18 protein-coding genes and 1 tRNA gene are annotated in these 15,161 nt (G+C 67.0%); 9 read left to right on the top strand and 10 right to left on the bottom strand.

Annotated features, from left to right (window positions below):
* Positions 1–9: 9 nt before the first annotated feature.
* From ACFVTD_RS02000 to ACFVTD_RS01990, 3 genes are all read right to left on the bottom strand, one after another.
* Complete coding sequence (locus ACFVTD_RS02000; RefSeq protein ID WP_387557326.1) at positions 10–738, bottom strand: RcpC/CpaB family pilus assembly protein; 729 nt, start codon at positions 736–738, stop codon at positions 10–12.
* Between the two features lie 110 nt (positions 739–848).
* Positions 849–1,121: an FmdB family zinc ribbon protein gene (locus ACFVTD_RS01995; protein WP_387557323.1), complete on the bottom strand. Its 273-nt coding sequence runs from the start codon at positions 1,119–1,121 to the stop codon at positions 849–851.
* Between the two features lie 110 nt (positions 1,122–1,231).
* Positions 1,232–1,852 carry a 5-formyltetrahydrofolate cyclo-ligase gene (locus ACFVTD_RS01990; protein ID WP_387557320.1) on the bottom strand — a complete coding sequence of 207 codons (621 nt, stop codon included), beginning with the start codon at positions 1,850–1,852 and terminating at the stop codon, positions 1,232–1,234.
* Positions 1,853–1,957: 105 nt separating this feature from the next.
* On the opposite strand from ACFVTD_RS01990, the gene galU reads away from it, so the two are divergent.
* The 4 genes from galU to ACFVTD_RS01970 all read left to right on the top strand — a co-directional run bounded on the left by galU (position 1,958) and on the right by ACFVTD_RS01970 (position 4,708).
* On the top strand, positions 1,958–2,863 hold the full coding sequence (gene galU, locus ACFVTD_RS01985) for a UTP--glucose-1-phosphate uridylyltransferase GalU (protein WP_387557317.1): 906 nt from the start codon (positions 1,958–1,960) through the stop codon (positions 2,861–2,863).
* A gap of 4 nt (positions 2,864–2,867) precedes the next feature.
* Positions 2,868–3,488 carry a GNAT family N-acetyltransferase gene (locus ACFVTD_RS01980; RefSeq protein ID WP_387557314.1) on the top strand — a complete coding sequence of 207 codons (621 nt, stop codon included), beginning with the start codon at positions 2,868–2,870 and terminating at the stop codon, positions 3,486–3,488.
* Between the two features lie 105 nt (positions 3,489–3,593).
* Positions 3,594–4,511, top strand: coding sequence for a hypothetical protein (locus ACFVTD_RS01975; RefSeq protein WP_387558937.1), 918 nt, complete (start codon positions 3,594–3,596; stop codon positions 4,509–4,511).
* 124 nt (positions 4,512–4,635) lie between these two features.
* Positions 4,636–4,708: transfer RNA gene (locus ACFVTD_RS01970), tRNA-Ala, on the top strand.
* A 41-nt stretch (positions 4,709–4,749) separates the two neighbouring features.
* On the opposite strand, the gene ACFVTD_RS01965 is transcribed toward ACFVTD_RS01970, so the two are convergent.
* Together ACFVTD_RS01965 and ACFVTD_RS01960 are read right to left on the bottom strand one after the other, a co-directional pair.
* Positions 4,750–5,487 (bottom strand): esterase/lipase family protein, encoded by a 738-nt coding sequence (locus ACFVTD_RS01965; RefSeq protein ID WP_387557311.1) that lies wholly within the window; start codon positions 5,485–5,487, stop codon positions 4,750–4,752.
* 33 nt (positions 5,488–5,520) lie between these two features.
* Complete coding sequence (locus ACFVTD_RS01960; RefSeq protein WP_387557308.1) at positions 5,521–5,913, bottom strand: nuclear transport factor 2 family protein; 393 nt, start codon at positions 5,911–5,913, stop codon at positions 5,521–5,523.
* A gap of 162 nt (positions 5,914–6,075) precedes the next feature.
* Here ACFVTD_RS01960 and ACFVTD_RS01955 point away from each other — a divergent pair, with 162 nt between their 5' ends.
* Positions 6,076–6,228, top strand: coding sequence for an LPXTG cell wall anchor domain-containing protein (locus ACFVTD_RS01955; RefSeq protein ID WP_387557305.1), 153 nt, complete (start codon positions 6,076–6,078; stop codon positions 6,226–6,228).
* A 100-nt stretch (positions 6,229–6,328) separates the two neighbouring features.
* Positions 6,329–7,084, top strand: coding sequence for a Pr6Pr family membrane protein (locus ACFVTD_RS01950; RefSeq protein WP_387557302.1), 756 nt, complete (start codon positions 6,329–6,331; stop codon positions 7,082–7,084).
* Here the strand turns inward: ACFVTD_RS01950 and corA are convergent.
* Both corA and ACFVTD_RS01940 read right to left on the bottom strand, forming a co-directional pair.
* Complete coding sequence (gene corA / locus ACFVTD_RS01945) at positions 7,062–8,057, bottom strand: magnesium/cobalt transporter CorA (protein ID WP_387557299.1); 996 nt, start codon at positions 8,055–8,057, stop codon at positions 7,062–7,064. The two genes, ACFVTD_RS01950 and corA, sit on opposite strands and share 23 nt — an antisense overlap.
* The gene (locus ACFVTD_RS01940) at positions 8,058–8,549 is read right to left on the bottom strand and encodes an Lrp/AsnC family transcriptional regulator (protein WP_387557296.1); all 492 of its coding nucleotides are present in this window, start codon (positions 8,547–8,549) and stop codon (positions 8,058–8,060) included. It lies immediately after the preceding gene.
* A 170-nt stretch (positions 8,550–8,719) separates the two neighbouring features.
* On the opposite strand from ACFVTD_RS01940, the gene ACFVTD_RS01935 reads away from it, so the two are divergent.
* A complete protein-coding gene (locus ACFVTD_RS01935) occupies positions 8,720–9,964 on the top strand; it encodes an MFS transporter (protein ID WP_387557293.1) in 1,245 nt (414 codons plus the stop codon).
* 21 nt (positions 9,965–9,985) lie between these two features.
* Here ACFVTD_RS01935 and ACFVTD_RS01930 read toward each other — a convergent pair whose 3' ends face one another.
* Both ACFVTD_RS01930 and ACFVTD_RS01925 read right to left on the bottom strand, forming a co-directional pair.
* Positions 9,986–10,489, bottom strand: coding sequence for an Lrp/AsnC family transcriptional regulator (locus ACFVTD_RS01930; protein ID WP_387557290.1), 504 nt, complete (start codon positions 10,487–10,489; stop codon positions 9,986–9,988).
* A 139-nt stretch (positions 10,490–10,628) separates the two neighbouring features.
* The gene (locus ACFVTD_RS01925) at positions 10,629–11,864 is read right to left on the bottom strand and encodes an MFS transporter (protein WP_387557287.1); all 1,236 of its coding nucleotides are present in this window, start codon (positions 11,862–11,864) and stop codon (positions 10,629–10,631) included.
* A gap of 97 nt (positions 11,865–11,961) precedes the next feature.
* On the opposite strand from ACFVTD_RS01925, the gene ACFVTD_RS01920 reads away from it, so the two are divergent.
* Positions 11,962–12,936, top strand: coding sequence for a LysR family transcriptional regulator (locus ACFVTD_RS01920; protein ID WP_387557284.1), 975 nt, complete (start codon positions 11,962–11,964; stop codon positions 12,934–12,936).
* A gap of 78 nt (positions 12,937–13,014) precedes the next feature.
* The gene (locus ACFVTD_RS01915; protein WP_387557281.1) at positions 13,015–13,965 is read left to right on the top strand and encodes an N-acetylglucosamine kinase; all 951 of its coding nucleotides are present in this window, start codon (positions 13,015–13,017) and stop codon (positions 13,963–13,965) included.
* Here ACFVTD_RS01915 and ACFVTD_RS01910 read toward each other — a convergent pair.
* On the bottom strand, positions 13,962–14,981 hold the full coding sequence (locus ACFVTD_RS01910) for a pirin family protein (RefSeq protein ID WP_387557278.1): 1,020 nt from the start codon (positions 14,979–14,981) through the stop codon (positions 13,962–13,964). The genes ACFVTD_RS01915 and ACFVTD_RS01910 overlap by 4 nt on opposite strands.
* Between the last annotated feature and the right edge of the window lie 180 nt (positions 14,982–15,161).

Genomic DNA, 15,161 nt, shown 5'->3' with positions numbered 1-15,161 from the left:
GGCACCAGGTCACTGCGGGCCGACCAGGACAAAGAACAGCCTGCCCTGGGTGGAGGCCCCGGCCAAGCGGGACGATTGTTCGGCGGTGGCTGCCACCACGATGAGGCCGTCCGTCTCCGTGGTACCCAGCCATTGTCCGCTTTGGCCACCCTTGTTGGAGGTCCACAGGACGGGGACGGCTGACGCCAGTACCTCGGAGGGTCCTTGTTGGTCGAACCCGTTGGCTGACGTGAGCACCACATTGACCAGCTGGCCGGGAGAGACCAGTTGGATGGACGAAGCGTCGGCCATTCGCAGTGGGACTGCGGCAGATCCAGGTGGCGCACCTGCCAGGAGCCCGGGGCCTACCAGCTGGGCATCGGACAGGAGCTGGCCCTTACGCATTGGCGCGGCCAGCTGCTTTCCCTTGGCGGCGGCCGCATCCAGGAGGAAGCCATCTGCGACCATGCCCGGCGGCACCTGGACCCGCGCGACATCCGCTTCGGCCACCGCTGTGCCCGCAGGCAGGTCGCGGGCAGCGGCCAGTGCGGTGGCTGTGGGGAGCGGAGCGGGAGTGAGCTGCTGGACGGTGATGGCGGCGGCTGCGCACAGCAGCAGGGCAGCGGCCAGCCTGCGGTTGCGGCTCAGCCAGGCGCCGAGCCGGGCTGCAGGCTGACGTTTCCTGGGGTTGCGGCCGACGCCGCCGGCATTCGGGGGATACCTGAGGCCGGCGCGGCCGCGGCGGGGAAGTATGGGCATGCGCCCACGCTAGCTATCGGCGCAACCGCCCGGGAGCCGGAACGGCGGCTATGTGGACAAAAACGGCCGGCGCTGGAACGCGCCGGCCGCCGTCGTGAAGGCTACGCCGTTTAGCTTGCGGCGGCTGCCGGCGCCGCCGCAGCGGGGGCAGCTGCGGGTGCGGCCGGAGCCGCAGCCGGAGCTGGGGAGACGGAGCTGCCCTTTGAATCGCGGGAGTCCGTGCGGTAGAAGCCTGAGCCCTTGAAGACCACGCCAACGCTGTTGAACTTCTTGCGCAACGTGCCTTGGCATTCGGGGCAGGAAGTCAGGCTGCTGTCCGAAAACGACTGGACGATGTCGAAGGCGTGGCCGCAGTCCTTGCAGGCGTAAGCATATGTTGGCACTGGTGCTCCTCCTCTTGGGCAAACGATAGGTCCCGTGCTGCCTCGTGGTAAACCATTAGCAGTCGCAGGGCCTGAGTGCTAATTCTATCACTGCGCCGCCAGCCCTGGGCTCAGGCCGCCCCAAGCAGGGGCCGGTGACCTGCCGGCGAAAGAACGGCCGGAACGGGCCGGTCGAACTCCTCTGCCGGGATGCTGCCGGCGGGCAGTAATTCATCGTCGTAGATAACAGCGGACAGCGGGATTTCCTTCCCGGCTGTGGCCAGGTGCCCCAGGAATTTGTCGTAGTACCCGCCGCCTTGGCCGATTCTGTTGCCGGCAAGGTCCACGGCCGTGGCCGGAATGAAAAGGACAGACGCTTTCCCCGCGGTTTCGGGTCCGTGGCGCTGGCCCGTGGGCTCCAAAATGGGGGCATACTTGCTGCGTTCGAAGCCGGTGTCCGGTGTCCAGAACACCCAACTCAGCTCCCGCGCGGGTTCGCACACGGGCAGCAGGACCTTGTGCCCGCTGCGGTACAGGGCGTTGATCAGCGGCAGCGTTGGTGGCTCCTGCCCCACGCCAAGGTAGACACACGCGATGCCGGGGCGGCCGTCCGTCACCGTTCCCGCCCACGCATCACCGTGGGTGGCCAGTGCCAGGCCCGCCGCTTCAAGCTGCGCCGGCGCGAGGCCTGCCCTCCTGCGGCGATGACTGGCCCGGATTTCGTCCTTAACGGCGTTAGTCTCCTGCAGCATGGTGTCCTTCCTGCGTTGCCCGGTGGTCCGCAGCCTGAAGCCCGGGTGCCGGCCTGTGGCGCTGGTGGTTACGGAAATACTTGACGCTGACGTTAGATTAGTCCGGTGAACACCAGTAATCCCAGAGTCCGCAAAGCCGTCATTCCCGCAGCTGGCCTGGGCACCAGGTTCCTGCCTGCCACCAAGGCGATGCCCAAGGAAATGCTTCCCGTCGTGGACAAGCCTGCCATCCAATACGTCGTGGAGGAAGCCGTCCACGTGGGCCTGAGTGACGTGCTGATGATTACCGGCCGCAACAAACGGGCCCTCGAAGACCACTTCGACAGGGTGCCATCCCTCGAATCGACCCTTGAGGACAAGGGCGATACCGAGAAGCTCGCGTCCATCCAGGCAGCCAGCCAACTGGGTGACATCCACTATGTGCGGCAGGGCGATCCGCACGGACTGGGGCACGCAGTGCTCCGGGCAAAGCAGCATGTGGGCAATGAGGCCTTCGCTGTCCTGCTGGGCGACGACCTCATCGACGCCCGCGACGAACTCCTTAGCACCATGATCGACGTGCAGGCCCAAACCGGAGGGTCCGTCGTCGCCCTCATCGAAGTGGAACCCTCCCAGATCAGCGCCTACGGATGCGCCGACGTCCAGGAGATCGACGGCGAAAGCTACGTCCGGGTCAACCGGTTGGTGGAGAAGCCCTCGCCCGAGGAAGCACCGTCCAACCTTGCACTGATCGGCCGGTACGTCCTGCACCCCGCAGTGTTCGACGTCCTTGAGCACACAAAGCCGGGCCGCGGCGGCGAAATCCAGCTGACGGACGCCCTGCAGGAACTGGCGTCCGGTGACGGCGAGGGACACGGAGTCTACGGCGTGGTGTTCCGGGGCCGCCGCTACGACACCGGCGACAAGCTGAGCTACCTCAAGGCCTGCGTCCAGCTGGCCATCGACAGCGAGGACCTGGGCCCCGGCCTGCGGGAATGGCTGCCGGGCTTCACCGCCGGCCTTTCCCGGTAGCGCCGTGCGCACTGGACCTATCTGGCCGGTCACCCTCGAATGCGGCGACCTGGTCCTGCGGCCCATCCGGTACCGCGACAAAAAAGAGTGGACCGAAGTGCGGTACCGGAACAGTGAGTGGCTGGCACCGTGGGAGGCCTCCAACCCGGACCCGGGCGGCGGACTCCCTGACTACCGGCACATGGTCCGGTCACTCAATATCCAGGCCGCCCAGGCCACCGCACTTCCCTTCCTCATCACCGAGCGGAGGCCCGAATTGCGAAGCCCGGCCATCGTAGGCCAGCTCACAGTGTCCTCGATTGTCTGGGGCTCGGCCATGATGGCCACCTTGGGCTACTGGGTAGACCAATCCCGGGCCGGACGGGGGATAGCCCCCACCTCCGTGGCACTGGTAACGGACCACTGCTTCCAGGGGCTCGGCCTGCACCGGATGGAAATCAACATCCGGCCGGAGAACGGCCCCAGCCTGCGGGTGGTGGAAAAGCTGGGATTCAGGGACGAGGGCTACCGGCCCCGCTTCCTCCACATCAACGGCAAATGGGCCGACCACCGATCGTTTGCGCTGACCTCCGAAGAGGTCCCGGAGGGCCTGCTGGGGCCATGGCTGGGATCGCGCCGGTCATAAATCCAACGGATTGCCTACGCGGACACGACACACCGCGGCTAATGCGGCCTGAGCAGGCATGATGCTCATACGGTTTTGAGTGTGGACTTCCCCCTTAGCAGCTCAGTGATCCTTGTGGTTGCCGTCGCGCTCTGGATTGTATGGGTTGCCCCCTACGTCCTCCGGAACCGCCGGCACCAGCTCCAGCCCGCCGTCGATTTCCTGGCAGACGCCCCCGCCGATGAGAGGCCGGACCCCCAGCCCGGCCTGGTCCTGAACGTCGCCGCCCAGCAGGAGAAAGCCATGGAACCCAGGAAGAGTGCCGCATCCGCTGCCGGCACTGCAAGCACCCAGCCTGCGGCACCGTTCCGCATCCGCTATGGCCGGACTTCCTTGGCCCTCGTGGGGCTGCTGTCACTCGTCACCGCCTTCGTCTCCGGCGTGATTCTTCTTTTCGGCATCGGTTCACCCGCCCTTCCGCTCACCTGCACCCTGCTGACGGTTGCATCCGTGGCACTGCTGCGCTGGCTCGCCGTCCGCGACCGCAAGGCGAAGGTGGACGCCGCCTTCCGTTCCGCGATGAGCGCGCCCGCGCGCCTTCCGCGCACCGCCGAGGCAGTCCCGCCGAAGCCCGAGAGTGCCCCTGCACGGCGTGACAGCCCGCTTTTCGACGCCGAGGCAGGGGAGCCAAAGGCCAAACCCCTGACCGCCGTGGAGCTGCGGGAAGCAGCCCTCGCCGTCGCCATGGCAGCCGGCGACACCAGTGCAGCCGCGCCCGCACCTGCCGCTCCCGTGAGCACCCCCTGGGAGCCTGTGGAGGTGCCCAAGCCGGTCTATGTGGAGGCCCCCAAGGCCGAGCGCCCCGACCCAAAGCCGCTCGAGCTGCCGGAAGCACCAAAGGCAGTGGGCAAGCCCTCGCTGAAGAAGGGCGCCACTTCCGCTCCGGCCGCTGAAGCTGCCTCCGCAGTGGAAGCACCGCAGCTGTCCAAGGCGCAAAGCGCCCTCAGCAACCTCGACGACGTTCTGCAGCGCCGCCGCGCATAGGGGTTCCGGGGCGCCGTCCCAACACCCCTCCGCCCCAATTGGCGTTGGGCTACGAAAATTTGTAGCCTAGGGACACCGGTTCCGCACCGTCGGGTAACAACCCGCAAAACGCGGACACACCCCCGGGGCTATAGCTCAGTTGGTAGAGCGCTTCGTTCGCATCGAAGAGGTCAGGAGTTCGAATCTCCTTAGCTCCACAATTTTCCAGATCAATCGGGGCAGCGCTCTTATCAAGCCCTCAGACGGCTGAGCGGCCACGACTGGACGCGCCCAGGTCCTCAAGGATCACGTCAGCAATGACATCCGGACGGTTGAAGAGCATAAAGTGGTCCGTGTCTACGTCCCGAACATCTGCCACTGCCTCCCGGGCCCAGGCCCTTGCTTCTGCGCCTGTCAGGTTGTCCGTGGCGCCGAGCAGCACTGTGGTGGGGATTTCTGTCCATGCCTGGGCCGGGACAGGATCGCTGCGGGTCTTTTTCGTGGCAAACCTGCGCGGATGGTCCTTTAGGAAAGCGCGCACGTCGTCCGGAAGTCGTACCCCTGCGTCATCTTCATTGAGCCACCAGTCACCATCCAAGGCGTTCCGGCCGTGTCCGTCGTAAAGCATGTGATCCATCGCATCCACCCAGCCCGCATCCCGGACTTCGGGCTGCAGCTTAAGGGGAGGGGATGAGACATACACGAGACGGGCCACGTTCTTCATGCCGTGGGCAGCAATGCCCACAACGTCACAACCGTATGACCAGCCGACAACAACGGTTGGTGCGTTAATTGAAGCGATGGCTGCCCGCACCTCCTCAGCGTCCGCAAGCAATCCAGCGTCCGGTGAGCGGTGCGATGGAAGGTCGGGTGTAACCACCGACAGGCCGGGCTGGCTTTCGAGTTCCCGCCGGACCCACGCCCAGTCTTCCGGAACACCCCACATGCCGTGGACCAGAACGACGCCCTTCGGCGTGACACCAAGGCTGTCATCCATGCCAGGTCATTCCCGTAGCGGTCTGCCAGGGGCTCAGGACCAGAATTCTGATGCCTGGCCGGTGTCCTCCGCGATTTCCAGTGCTTCGGCCACCTTGCCGCCGGAGATGGTGAAGACGATGACCGACCGCTGGTCAAGCGACCTGCCATCGCGCTCGGCGTGGTTGGACTGCACTCCGACGGTGTATCTGTCGCCCGCGGCAACATCGTCCAGGGTGAGTTTGAGTGACCCCTGGGACCGTGAGAACAGTTCGCCGAAGTAGGCCAGGATCTCTCCGACGCCCTTCTTGTCCCCGGACAGGCCGCCGGTTCCACTGGTATGCCAGACGGCGTCATTGGTGAACAGCTCCCTGAGCGTGTCCATGTCGCCTGCGATGAATGCTTCATAGCCGCGCCGCACCAGTGCGACGTCTTCCTGTGCTCCCATTTCACACACCTCTGTCATCGTTGTGGGAATTCGGCGAGGCCACTTTAGGCCTGCGGCAGCACCTTGTCGAGAGGCGAACGGCCTCTAAAAGCAGGCAGCCTCCGGCGCGAAACGCGGCTCCTGATGAGGGCCTGTCGAAATTTGGCGGCCTAGAGTGGGTCCATGGGAATCATCATCGGCCTTCTGGTCATCTGGCTCATCCTGTCCGTCGTCGGGTTCGTCGTCAAAGGCCTCATCTGGCTCGCGATCATCGGCCTGGTCCTGTTCGTCGCCACCGGCGTGTGGGGCTGGCTAAAGCGCAAAACGAACGCCTGACCAACATCCGCCTGCCCAACCAGTAATTGCGGTCCGGCAGGCGGATGACCCGGCCAAAAGACCCTAGCCCCCTGGCGGCGGGCCGCTTCATGCTTTTCCAATGAGCCGCAGGGAGCCAGCAGCCGGTCCTGGGGCGGTTCTTCCGCCCATCCGCAGGAATATTGCCGCCAACCGTGCCCTGCACCCCGACCGCCCCTGGATCCGGGCCGCTCGTATCGCCGTCGGGATTTTCGTACTCGCGGCGCTGGTCCAGAAGACCTTTGACGCCACCCTTCCCGGGAACGACGTGGATATCGCCCAGCTGTTCTCCGAGTTCACCGTGCAGGGCAACCTTGCCCTAGGGCTTGTCCTGATATATTCCGGTGTCCGCGCGCGGAGCCGGCTTCCCCTGTGGTGGGACCACCTCTTCGGCGCGCTGGTCCTGTACCTGGTCATGACAGGGATTATCTACGTCGTGCTGGTGGCTCCGCCGGGGGAGCCTTGGTGGAGCTGGGACCTGTACTGGCCCCAGATGGTCCACCACCGCCTCGCTCCGCTGGTCACCGCGCTGGACTGGCTCCTGGTCACCAGGACCGTCCGCGGGACGTGGTGGCGGCCCCTTGCATGGTTGGACTACCCAGTGGCCTTCTTGGCGTTCTCCTGGATCCGCGGGGGCATCGACGGGTGGTACGTCTATGATTTCCTGGACCCAACGCTCGACGGCGGCTGGCCCAGGGTGCTGGCAACCACCGGCCAGGTGCTGGCCGCGTTCCTGGCAGTTTCGGTCCTGTTGCATGGCGCGGGCAACGCGCGGGTGGTGCTGGCAGCCGGAAAGGCTGCCCGGGCCAGAGTCCCTAGATCCAGCCCTTCTTTTTGAAGATTCCGTACATGAGGGCTCCGGCGGCGACCATGAGGATCAGGGCGTAGGGGTAGCCGGCGGCCCAGTGGAGTTCAGGCATGTTGTCGAAGTTCATCCCGTAGATGCCGGCGACGAAGGACGGCGCGAACAGGATTGCCGCCCAGGACGAGATCTTCTTGACTTGTTCGTTCTGCTCGGCGCTGGCCTCGTTCTGCCGGTTGGCGGTCAGGGTTCCGTCCAGGGTCAGGGCGTTCTGCAGCAGGTCCCGGAACGAGTCGGCCCGGGAAATCACCCGCTCCACGTGGTCCTCCACGTCGCGCAGGTTGTGCCGCAGTTCGGTTTCCACCTCGTACTTCTCGAAGCCTTTCTTCAGCTGGTCCAGCATCTCCGGCAGGGGATGGATGGCCCGCTGGAACTGGATCACTTCCCGCGCCAGTTCGTAGATCCGGCGCGACACCGAGGAATCGCCGCTGAACAGCTGGTCCTCGATTTCGTCAATGTCATTTTCGAGGCCGGCCACCACCGGTGCGTAGTCATCCACCACACGGTCCAGCAGGGCGTACAGGACAGCTTCCGGCCCGTGCTGGAGCAGGTCCGGCCGTGCTTCCAGCCGTTGCCGGACCCGGGCTACGCCTGCCGTTTCCGCATGCCTCACCGTCACGACGAAGTTTTTCCCGGTGAAGACGTGCAGTTCGCCGAACTCCACAGTCTCGTCCACGTCCAGGTATCTTGCGGGCCGCAGGACGGTAAAGAGGTTGTCGTCGTACCGTTCAAGCTTAGGGCGCTGGTGGGCCGAAACGGCGTCCTCCACTGCGAGGGCGTGGAGGCCGAATTCGTTGGCGACGGCAGTCATCTCTTCCGCCGTGGGCCGGTACAGTCCGATCCAGGCCATGCCGCCGTGCCTGGCGAGGGTCTCGAAGGTCTGTTCAAGGCTTTCGGGCTCGGCGTGGCGGACGCCGTTGACGTAGACGGCGTTATCGATGATGGTCATTCAGGAAATCCTAGCCGGGGCAGCGGCACTGCTCAGACCGCTGATGAGGGGTTCGGTCCGGTACGGGATGTGGGTGTGCAGGGCCAGGACGGTTTCTGTCCGGATGACCCCCTTGATCCTCAGGACCTGCCGGAGGGACGACTGCAGGTTGTGGGTGTCGGTCGCTACCACCCGGCACCAGACGTCGCCGCGGCCGGATATTTCGTGGACTTCCAGGACTTGAGGAATGAGGCGCAGCGCTGCCACCACACCGTCGAGCTCGCGGTGTGAGACTTCAATCGTCACGAATGCCACCACGTCGTAACCCACCGCCTCAAGGTCAACCTCGCGGCCGCCGGGCCGCAGCACGCCGGCGCGGAGGAGGCGCCGCACGCGCGACTGCGCTGTGTTGCGGGCGATGCCCAGGGAGTCGCTGAGCTCACCGATCTGGATCCGGGGATCCCTGATGAGGGCCAGGAGGATCTTCAGGTCCGTGGGGTCCAACTTGTTCAAGATCGTCACTCTCCATCATGCCGGGATGCATATGTTGACTATTTTGCTCAATTATCCACCTGATTTTGGGTGTATAGCTCAGCCCTGCCTCACTCTTGAAGCATCACAGTTGTATCCGCGCCGGGCTCCCACGAGGACTACCCGCCGCGGCGGACCCCTAAGGCGGCACAATGACGGTCTTCAGCGAACTGCGCATGCGTCCGGCGACGGCCATGCCCAGCGGATGGAATGCATCCACCACTGCGCGGCTGGTGATCTCCGGGGCAGTCATCTTCATGCTCCTGGTGGGCGCCAACCTTGCCACCCCGCTGTACCCGCTGCTGCAGGCCAACCTGGGACTGTCCAGCCTGGAAGTGACCGCAGCGTTCGCCAGCTATGTCCTGGCGCTGGTGGGAACACTGCTCCTGGCCGGCCACTGGTCCGACCACATCGGCCGCCGGGCGGCCCTCCTGGTCGCCGTGCTGACGGGACTGGCGGGCGGCTGGATCTTTGCCCAAGCCCACTCGCTGGCCGCCCTGTGCGTCGGCCGGGCCCTTCAGGGCGCGGCAGTTGCGCTTGCCACAGGAGCCAGCGCGGCCGCCCTGCGTGAACTGCTGCCGTCCCGGCCGGAGTGGGCTTCGCGCTTCACGCTGCTGGCATCGTCAGGGGGAGTGGCGGCCGGCCCGGTGATCGGCGGCCTGCTGTCGCTGCTTCCCGGCGCCACCACGGCTCCCTATGTCGTCCATTCCCTGGTGCTGGCCGGGCTGCTGGTGCCGCTGTACCTGATCCGTGCGCGCCCGGCCATCATGGTTCCCGCGGTGTCCCGGCCGCTGCATGCCCTGGCGCCGCGCCGGCCCTCCGTGTCGCGTCAGGCGAGGGGCCCCTTCTGGCTGGCCTCCGGCGTAGGCTTCCTCAGCTTTGCCGTGTTCGGCTTTTCCCTCTCACTGGCTCCGGGCTATTTCGCCCAGGTCCTGGGCACCGACTCACGGCCGTTGATCGGCGTCCTTGCAGGCCTGCCGCTTGGTGCGTCGGCCCTGAGCCAGCTGGTGACCGTGCGCGGCCGGCAGACGGTACCGGCAGGCCTTGCGGTTCTGGGCGTCTCCGTGATCCTGCTGGGTGCCGCAGGGGCCTGGCATAGCCCGGTGATGCTGGTCAGCGCCGCCATCGCCGCGGGGGTGGGGCAGGGACTCGCGTTCCGGACCGTCTTCAACGATGTGGCTGCCAGGGTGGAGCCGGCCCGGCACGCGCAGATCATCAGCACCGTCTACGTGATCACCTATCTGGGAAGCGCGGTGCCGGTCCTGGGGCTGGGCTGGGCAAGCGCGGCGTTTGGGATGGCAGCGGCCGTGCAGGGCTTTGTCCTGCTGTGCGGCGCGGCGGCCCTCGTGCTTGCCGCCGCCACGATGGTGCAATCGGCACGGCGGCAGGTTCCCTGAGCGGACCGACCGCTCCGGATGCTAGTCCGGAAGCGGTCCGTGGTTGCCCTGGATGTGTTCGAAGACGAGCGTGGTTTCGGTGTGGCCCACCACGGGGTCGGTGGCCAGGTTGTCGAGGACCCAGTCGCGCAGGTCCTCGGTGCTCCCGACGGCGATGTGCAGCAGGTAGTCGACCGAACCTGAGGTGTGGAATGTGGAGAGCACGGCGGGCAGCTGCGGCACGCGGGCGGTGAAGCGGTCGATCTGGTCCCTGTCGTGGGCGCGGAGCCGCACCGCAACCAGTGCCTGCACGGACCTGCCGATGGCTGAGAGGCTCAGCTTCGCCTCGTAGCCCTGGACGATGCCACGCTCCGACAGGGCCCTGGTCCGCATCAGCGCGGTGGACGGGGCGATTCCCACCATTTCGGCGAGTTGCTTGTTGGAGATCCTGGCATCGGCCACCAGGGCCGCCAGGAGCCGTTCGTCAATGGCGTCCAGCGGCTCCAGGTGTGCCCCTGGCCTGGGGTTCCGGGCATTCGTACTCACAGCGGTTCCTTCCACGCGGTCCTAGTTCATCCTAGACCGCAGAATCGTCGCATCCCGCGCAGCCGGCCCGCGTCCTGCCGAACATCCTGACACTCCGGAGACTCCTCGGAGCCGGTTAATTCGCCGGCAGGTTATGGCTTTAGGGGGTGCGTGCTGCCCGGGGATGGACGACGGCGACAGTTGCGGCGGTCAGGCACGCCAGGACCATGACGGCCCCGGCAAGGGCGCTCCACCCCCAGGCCTGGAAGACCAGGCCCCCGGCCCAGCCCAGCAGGCTGGAGCCGAGGTAGTAGGCCAGGTTGTACAGTGACGCAGCCTGCGCCCGCCCTGTACTGGCGATGGCCCCCGTCCAGCCCGAGCCGATGCTGTGGGCGGCAAAGAAGCCGCCGGTAAACACCACCAGCCCGGCCAGGATGAGGACCAGGGACTGGGTGAGGGTCAGGGCCAACCCGGCCAGGGCAAGTGCAAGTCCTGCCAGCAGCACGTTCCGGCGGCCGAACCTGGTGGTCATCCCCGCGGCCCAGCGGGAGGAGAACGTGCCGGACAGGTACGCAAGGAAGATCAGGCTGATGACCGTTGCCGGGAGCCCGAACGGTGCACCGGACAACCGGAAGCCCAGGTAGTTGTAGACGGCCACGAATCCGCCCATCATCAGGAACGCCTGGGCGTACAGGGCCAGCAGCCTGATGTTCCGCAAGTGGCCGCCGAGTGTCCGGACCGCCTTGCGGAAACCGGAGGCCTGGGCCGGAACGAACCCACGAGCCGGGGGTACCAGGACAAGGAACGCGACGGCGGCAACGGTCGCCAGGAGGGACACGGCCAGGGCTGCCGACCGCCAGCCCCAGAGCTCCCCAACCGGCCCGGCGACCAGCCGCCCGGACAGGCCGCCCAGCGTGGTGCCGGCAACGTAGCTTCCCGCGGCAAGGGCTGCGTGAGCTTTGCTGACTTCCTCGTTGAGGTAGGCGATGGCGATGGCGGGAATGCCGCCCAGGGCCATTCCCTCCAGGAGCCGCAGGGCCAGCAGCATGGTGAAGCTGGTGGCTATGGGCACCAGCAGTCCCAGGACGGTGGCGGCGGTGATGCCCCACATCATCGCCTTGACGCGGCCGATCCTGTCCGCCAGGAAGGACCATGGGATCACCGTGGCAGCCAGGCCGACGGTTGCAAGCGAAATGGTAAGGGCGGCTTCGGCGGCGGTGATGTGCAGGTCCCGGGCCAGGAGGGGGAGGACCGCCTGGGTGGAGTAGAGCTGGGCAAAGGTGGCCACACCCGCGCAGGACAGGCCCGCAAGGATCCGCCCATACGCCTTGGATCCCTTGGCATGGCCGGTCCACAGGGGCGACGCGTCAGTTCCGGCGCTTGCGTTCTGGGGCATCCCGCCAGCGTAGTCCCGGCAAATGAATGCCTCCAATGCATCTTTTATGCCAAAGTGATAGCAGATATGGATTGTTTTCGGCTGGAAGGAACTGGAGATGGAGCCGGACCGGAAACAACTGGCGCAGTTGCTGCCGCTGCTGCCGGTGCTTGCGGAGCTGGGCCGGACGGAGCACGTGACGGAAACGGCGGAACTGCTCGGAGTACCCCAGTCAACGGTGAGCCGCGCGCTGGCGAGGGCCAGTGCCGCCGTCGGCACCGAACTCCTGGTGAGGGACGGCCGCGGCGTCCGCCTGACGCCCGCCGCCCGCACGCTGCTGCCGTACGTCGAGCAGGCGCTCGCAGAGTTCCAGGCCGGACTGGACCTGGTGCGGAACGAGTCCCAGGTGGTCCGGGGCACGGTATCGGTGTCTTTCCAGCACACCTTTGGCGAGGCCACCCTGCCGCTGCTGATCAGTGCCTTCCGGGCGCGGCATCCCGGGACCGGATTCAGCCTCAGCCAGGGTGCTCGGGATACCTGCCTGGACAAGTTGTCAGCGGGGGAGGCGGACCTCGCCCTCACGGCACCCGTGGCGCCGCCGGGCAAGAACCTCGACTCGGCGCCGCTGTACCGCGAGCCGCTGCGCCTGGTGGTGCACCACGCCCATCCGCTCGCCCGGCAGCGGATGGCCCGGCTGGCCGACATCCGAACGGAGCCCGTGGTGGTGCTCGGACCCGGCTACGGGCTGCGCTCCCTCACCGACGCGCTCTTCCGCGAGGCCGGGTACCGTCCGCGGATCGCCTTCGAAAGCCAGGATTCACACACCGTCCGCGGCCTGGTCTCCGCCGGCCTTGGCGTCAGCATCCTGCCGCCGGGCGACGATGCCCCCGGCCGGACCCCGCGTCCGGAAACGGGGGACCTGGGGTGGGTGGAACTTCCGCTGGACTCCCCGCTCGCCTTCCGGGAAGTCGGCGTGAGCTGGCGGCGCAGGAAACCTGAGAGCGAGCCGGTCCCGGCCCGGCTTTTCCGGGAGATGGTGGTGGGGGAGGGTCCCGGATTGCTGGCCGGGCTGGTCAGCAGGGCGGGCCGCTGAGCGGGGAGATGCCCGACGGCGGGAAGCTGGCTTCCGGTGCCGGGGCACCTATCAGCATGGGGCAAGTACCCTTGTGACGTGACAAACACCCAGAACCCCTCTGCCACTTCTTTTGACCACGCGGCAGGTTCCCCAGCGAGTCCACTTCACGGCATCACGATCGGGCTGGACATCGGCGGCACCAAGACGCACGGCATCCGTTTCGAGGACGGCCGCCCCGTGGCCGACGAATCGGCCGGAAGCTCCAACGTCCAGAACGTCAGCCGGGAGCAGGCCGCACGCAACCTGGCGGACCTGTTCGCCAGGATCGGCGGAGGCGCCGTGGACCGGGTGTACGCGGGCTCCGGCGGCATCGATACCGACGAAGACGCCGCCGCGCTGGCCGCGCTGATCCAGCCCCTGGCCCCCGAAGCACGCGTCACCGTAGTCCATGACTCCCGCCTCTTGCTGGCCGCGGGGCGCGCCACCACGGGAGTGGCGGTCATTGCGGGCACCGGCTCCGCCGCCTGGGGACGCAACGCCGGCGGCGGCGAGGCCAGGGCCGGCGGATGGGGCTACCTGCTGGGGGATGAAGGCAGCGGCTACTGGCTGGGCAGGGAAGCGGTACGGCACAGCCTGCGCAGGATGAACCAGGGGCTGCCCGTCGACCAGCTCACGGCGGCACTCCTGGCGTCCTGCGGGCTGGACCACCCCAACAAGCTCATCGCCCTGTTCCACTCACCGGACACCGGCAGGCGCTTCTGGGCGCAGCAGGCCAGGCACGTCGTGGAAGCCGCAGCCGCCGGGCACCGGGACAGCGCAGCGTTGCTGGAGCAGGCCGGGCACGACCTCGCTGCCTCGGCCAGCCAGGTGCTGGGCCAGTTGAAAATCGAGGGGCCAGTGATTCTGGGCGGCGGGCTGGGCATGAACGTGGCACCCCTGCAGGAGTCCTTCCGCCGGAACCTTGCCGAAACCGGGGTTACGGACGTCAGGGTGCTGGACCAGGAACCGGTATTCGGCGTATTGCAGTTGGTGTCAGAACCCGCCTAGCCCACGGAACGCTTCCGCGGCGTCAGCCGGACGCCGGGGAGCGGGGGAGCCGGGATGCGGCCGGCCTCCGCCCCGGCATCCGGTCCGTGTCCGGGGACCAGGCCGTAGCGGGCTGTGGCTGTTTCGGCGTCCGGCAGGCCGGCCTGCGCTTCCCAGTCGTCCCTGGCCCTTTCCACCTCGTCATGGGTGCGGCCCACGAAGTTCCACCACATCAGCAGTTCCTCGGCGAACGGCTCACCGCCGATCAGCAGGAACCGGGTACCGGGGACTGCCACCACCCTGAGTTCGCTGCGGCCGGTGCCCAGGTAGCCCAGCGGCCCCGGCGGCAGGTCCTGTCCATCCACCGCCAGGCCGCCGTCGAGCACCAGGACGCCGTGCTCAAAGCCGGGGTTCAACGGCAGTACCGCTGCCCCTTCGCAGAAGACGTCAGCACCGACGATCGGGGAAAACACTGTTGCGGGGGAGGCCACCCCTGCAAGCTCTCCCACCATGACCGTGGCCGTGAAGCCCGGCCCGGAGGCGTGCGGCAGCTCGCGGTGCTGCTCGAATGCGGGTTCCCGGTGCCGGTCCCCGTCAGGAAGGGCCACCCACAGCTGCAGGCCCCGTTGGAGCGGCAACTCACCGCCGTCGGCAGGAAGCACTGCGAACTCGGAGTGCGAGACGCCGTGGCCGGCTGTCATGATGTTCAGCTCCCCGGGACGCACCACCACGTCACTGCCCACGCTGTCCCGGTGGTGGATGTGCCCTGCCAGCGGCCAGGTGACCGTCTGCAGCCCGATGTGCGGATGGGGAAGAACGGACATCGCGGTCCGGTCCGGGCCGAAACTGTCCAGGAAGCACCACGCACCGATCGTGGGAAGGCCGCGCTGGGGCAACGTGCGCTTGACGTTCATGGCCCGGACCCCGCCCAGCGGGACTTCACGTTCTGGCCACAGCTGCAGGCACGGGCCGGACATCCCTCCTTCGGGCGCGGGCGGGCAAACTTCCTGTTGCGGCGAAACTTCCAAGTTGGTCACGCTTCCACTGTAGGCCCGGCCGCGGCGCCCTGGCAGGAGGGGCCGTGCGTCTGGATCCAGGGGCACCCATCCACCCCGGCAGGGGTTCCGAATGGTTACAGTAGGGATTCCTTTGCACGGATTGGGGCCCCAGCTGCTGAAGCCTGACCCTGTTTGGGTTACCGTAACTATCAGGGTGCT

The organism is Pseudarthrobacter sp. NPDC058119 (assembly GCF_042884655.1).
Lineage (GTDB): Bacteria > Actinomycetota > Actinomycetes > Actinomycetales > Micrococcaceae > Arthrobacter.
Note: the sequence above shows the minus strand (reverse complement) of the source record. Positions and strands in the feature narration are given on the sequence as shown.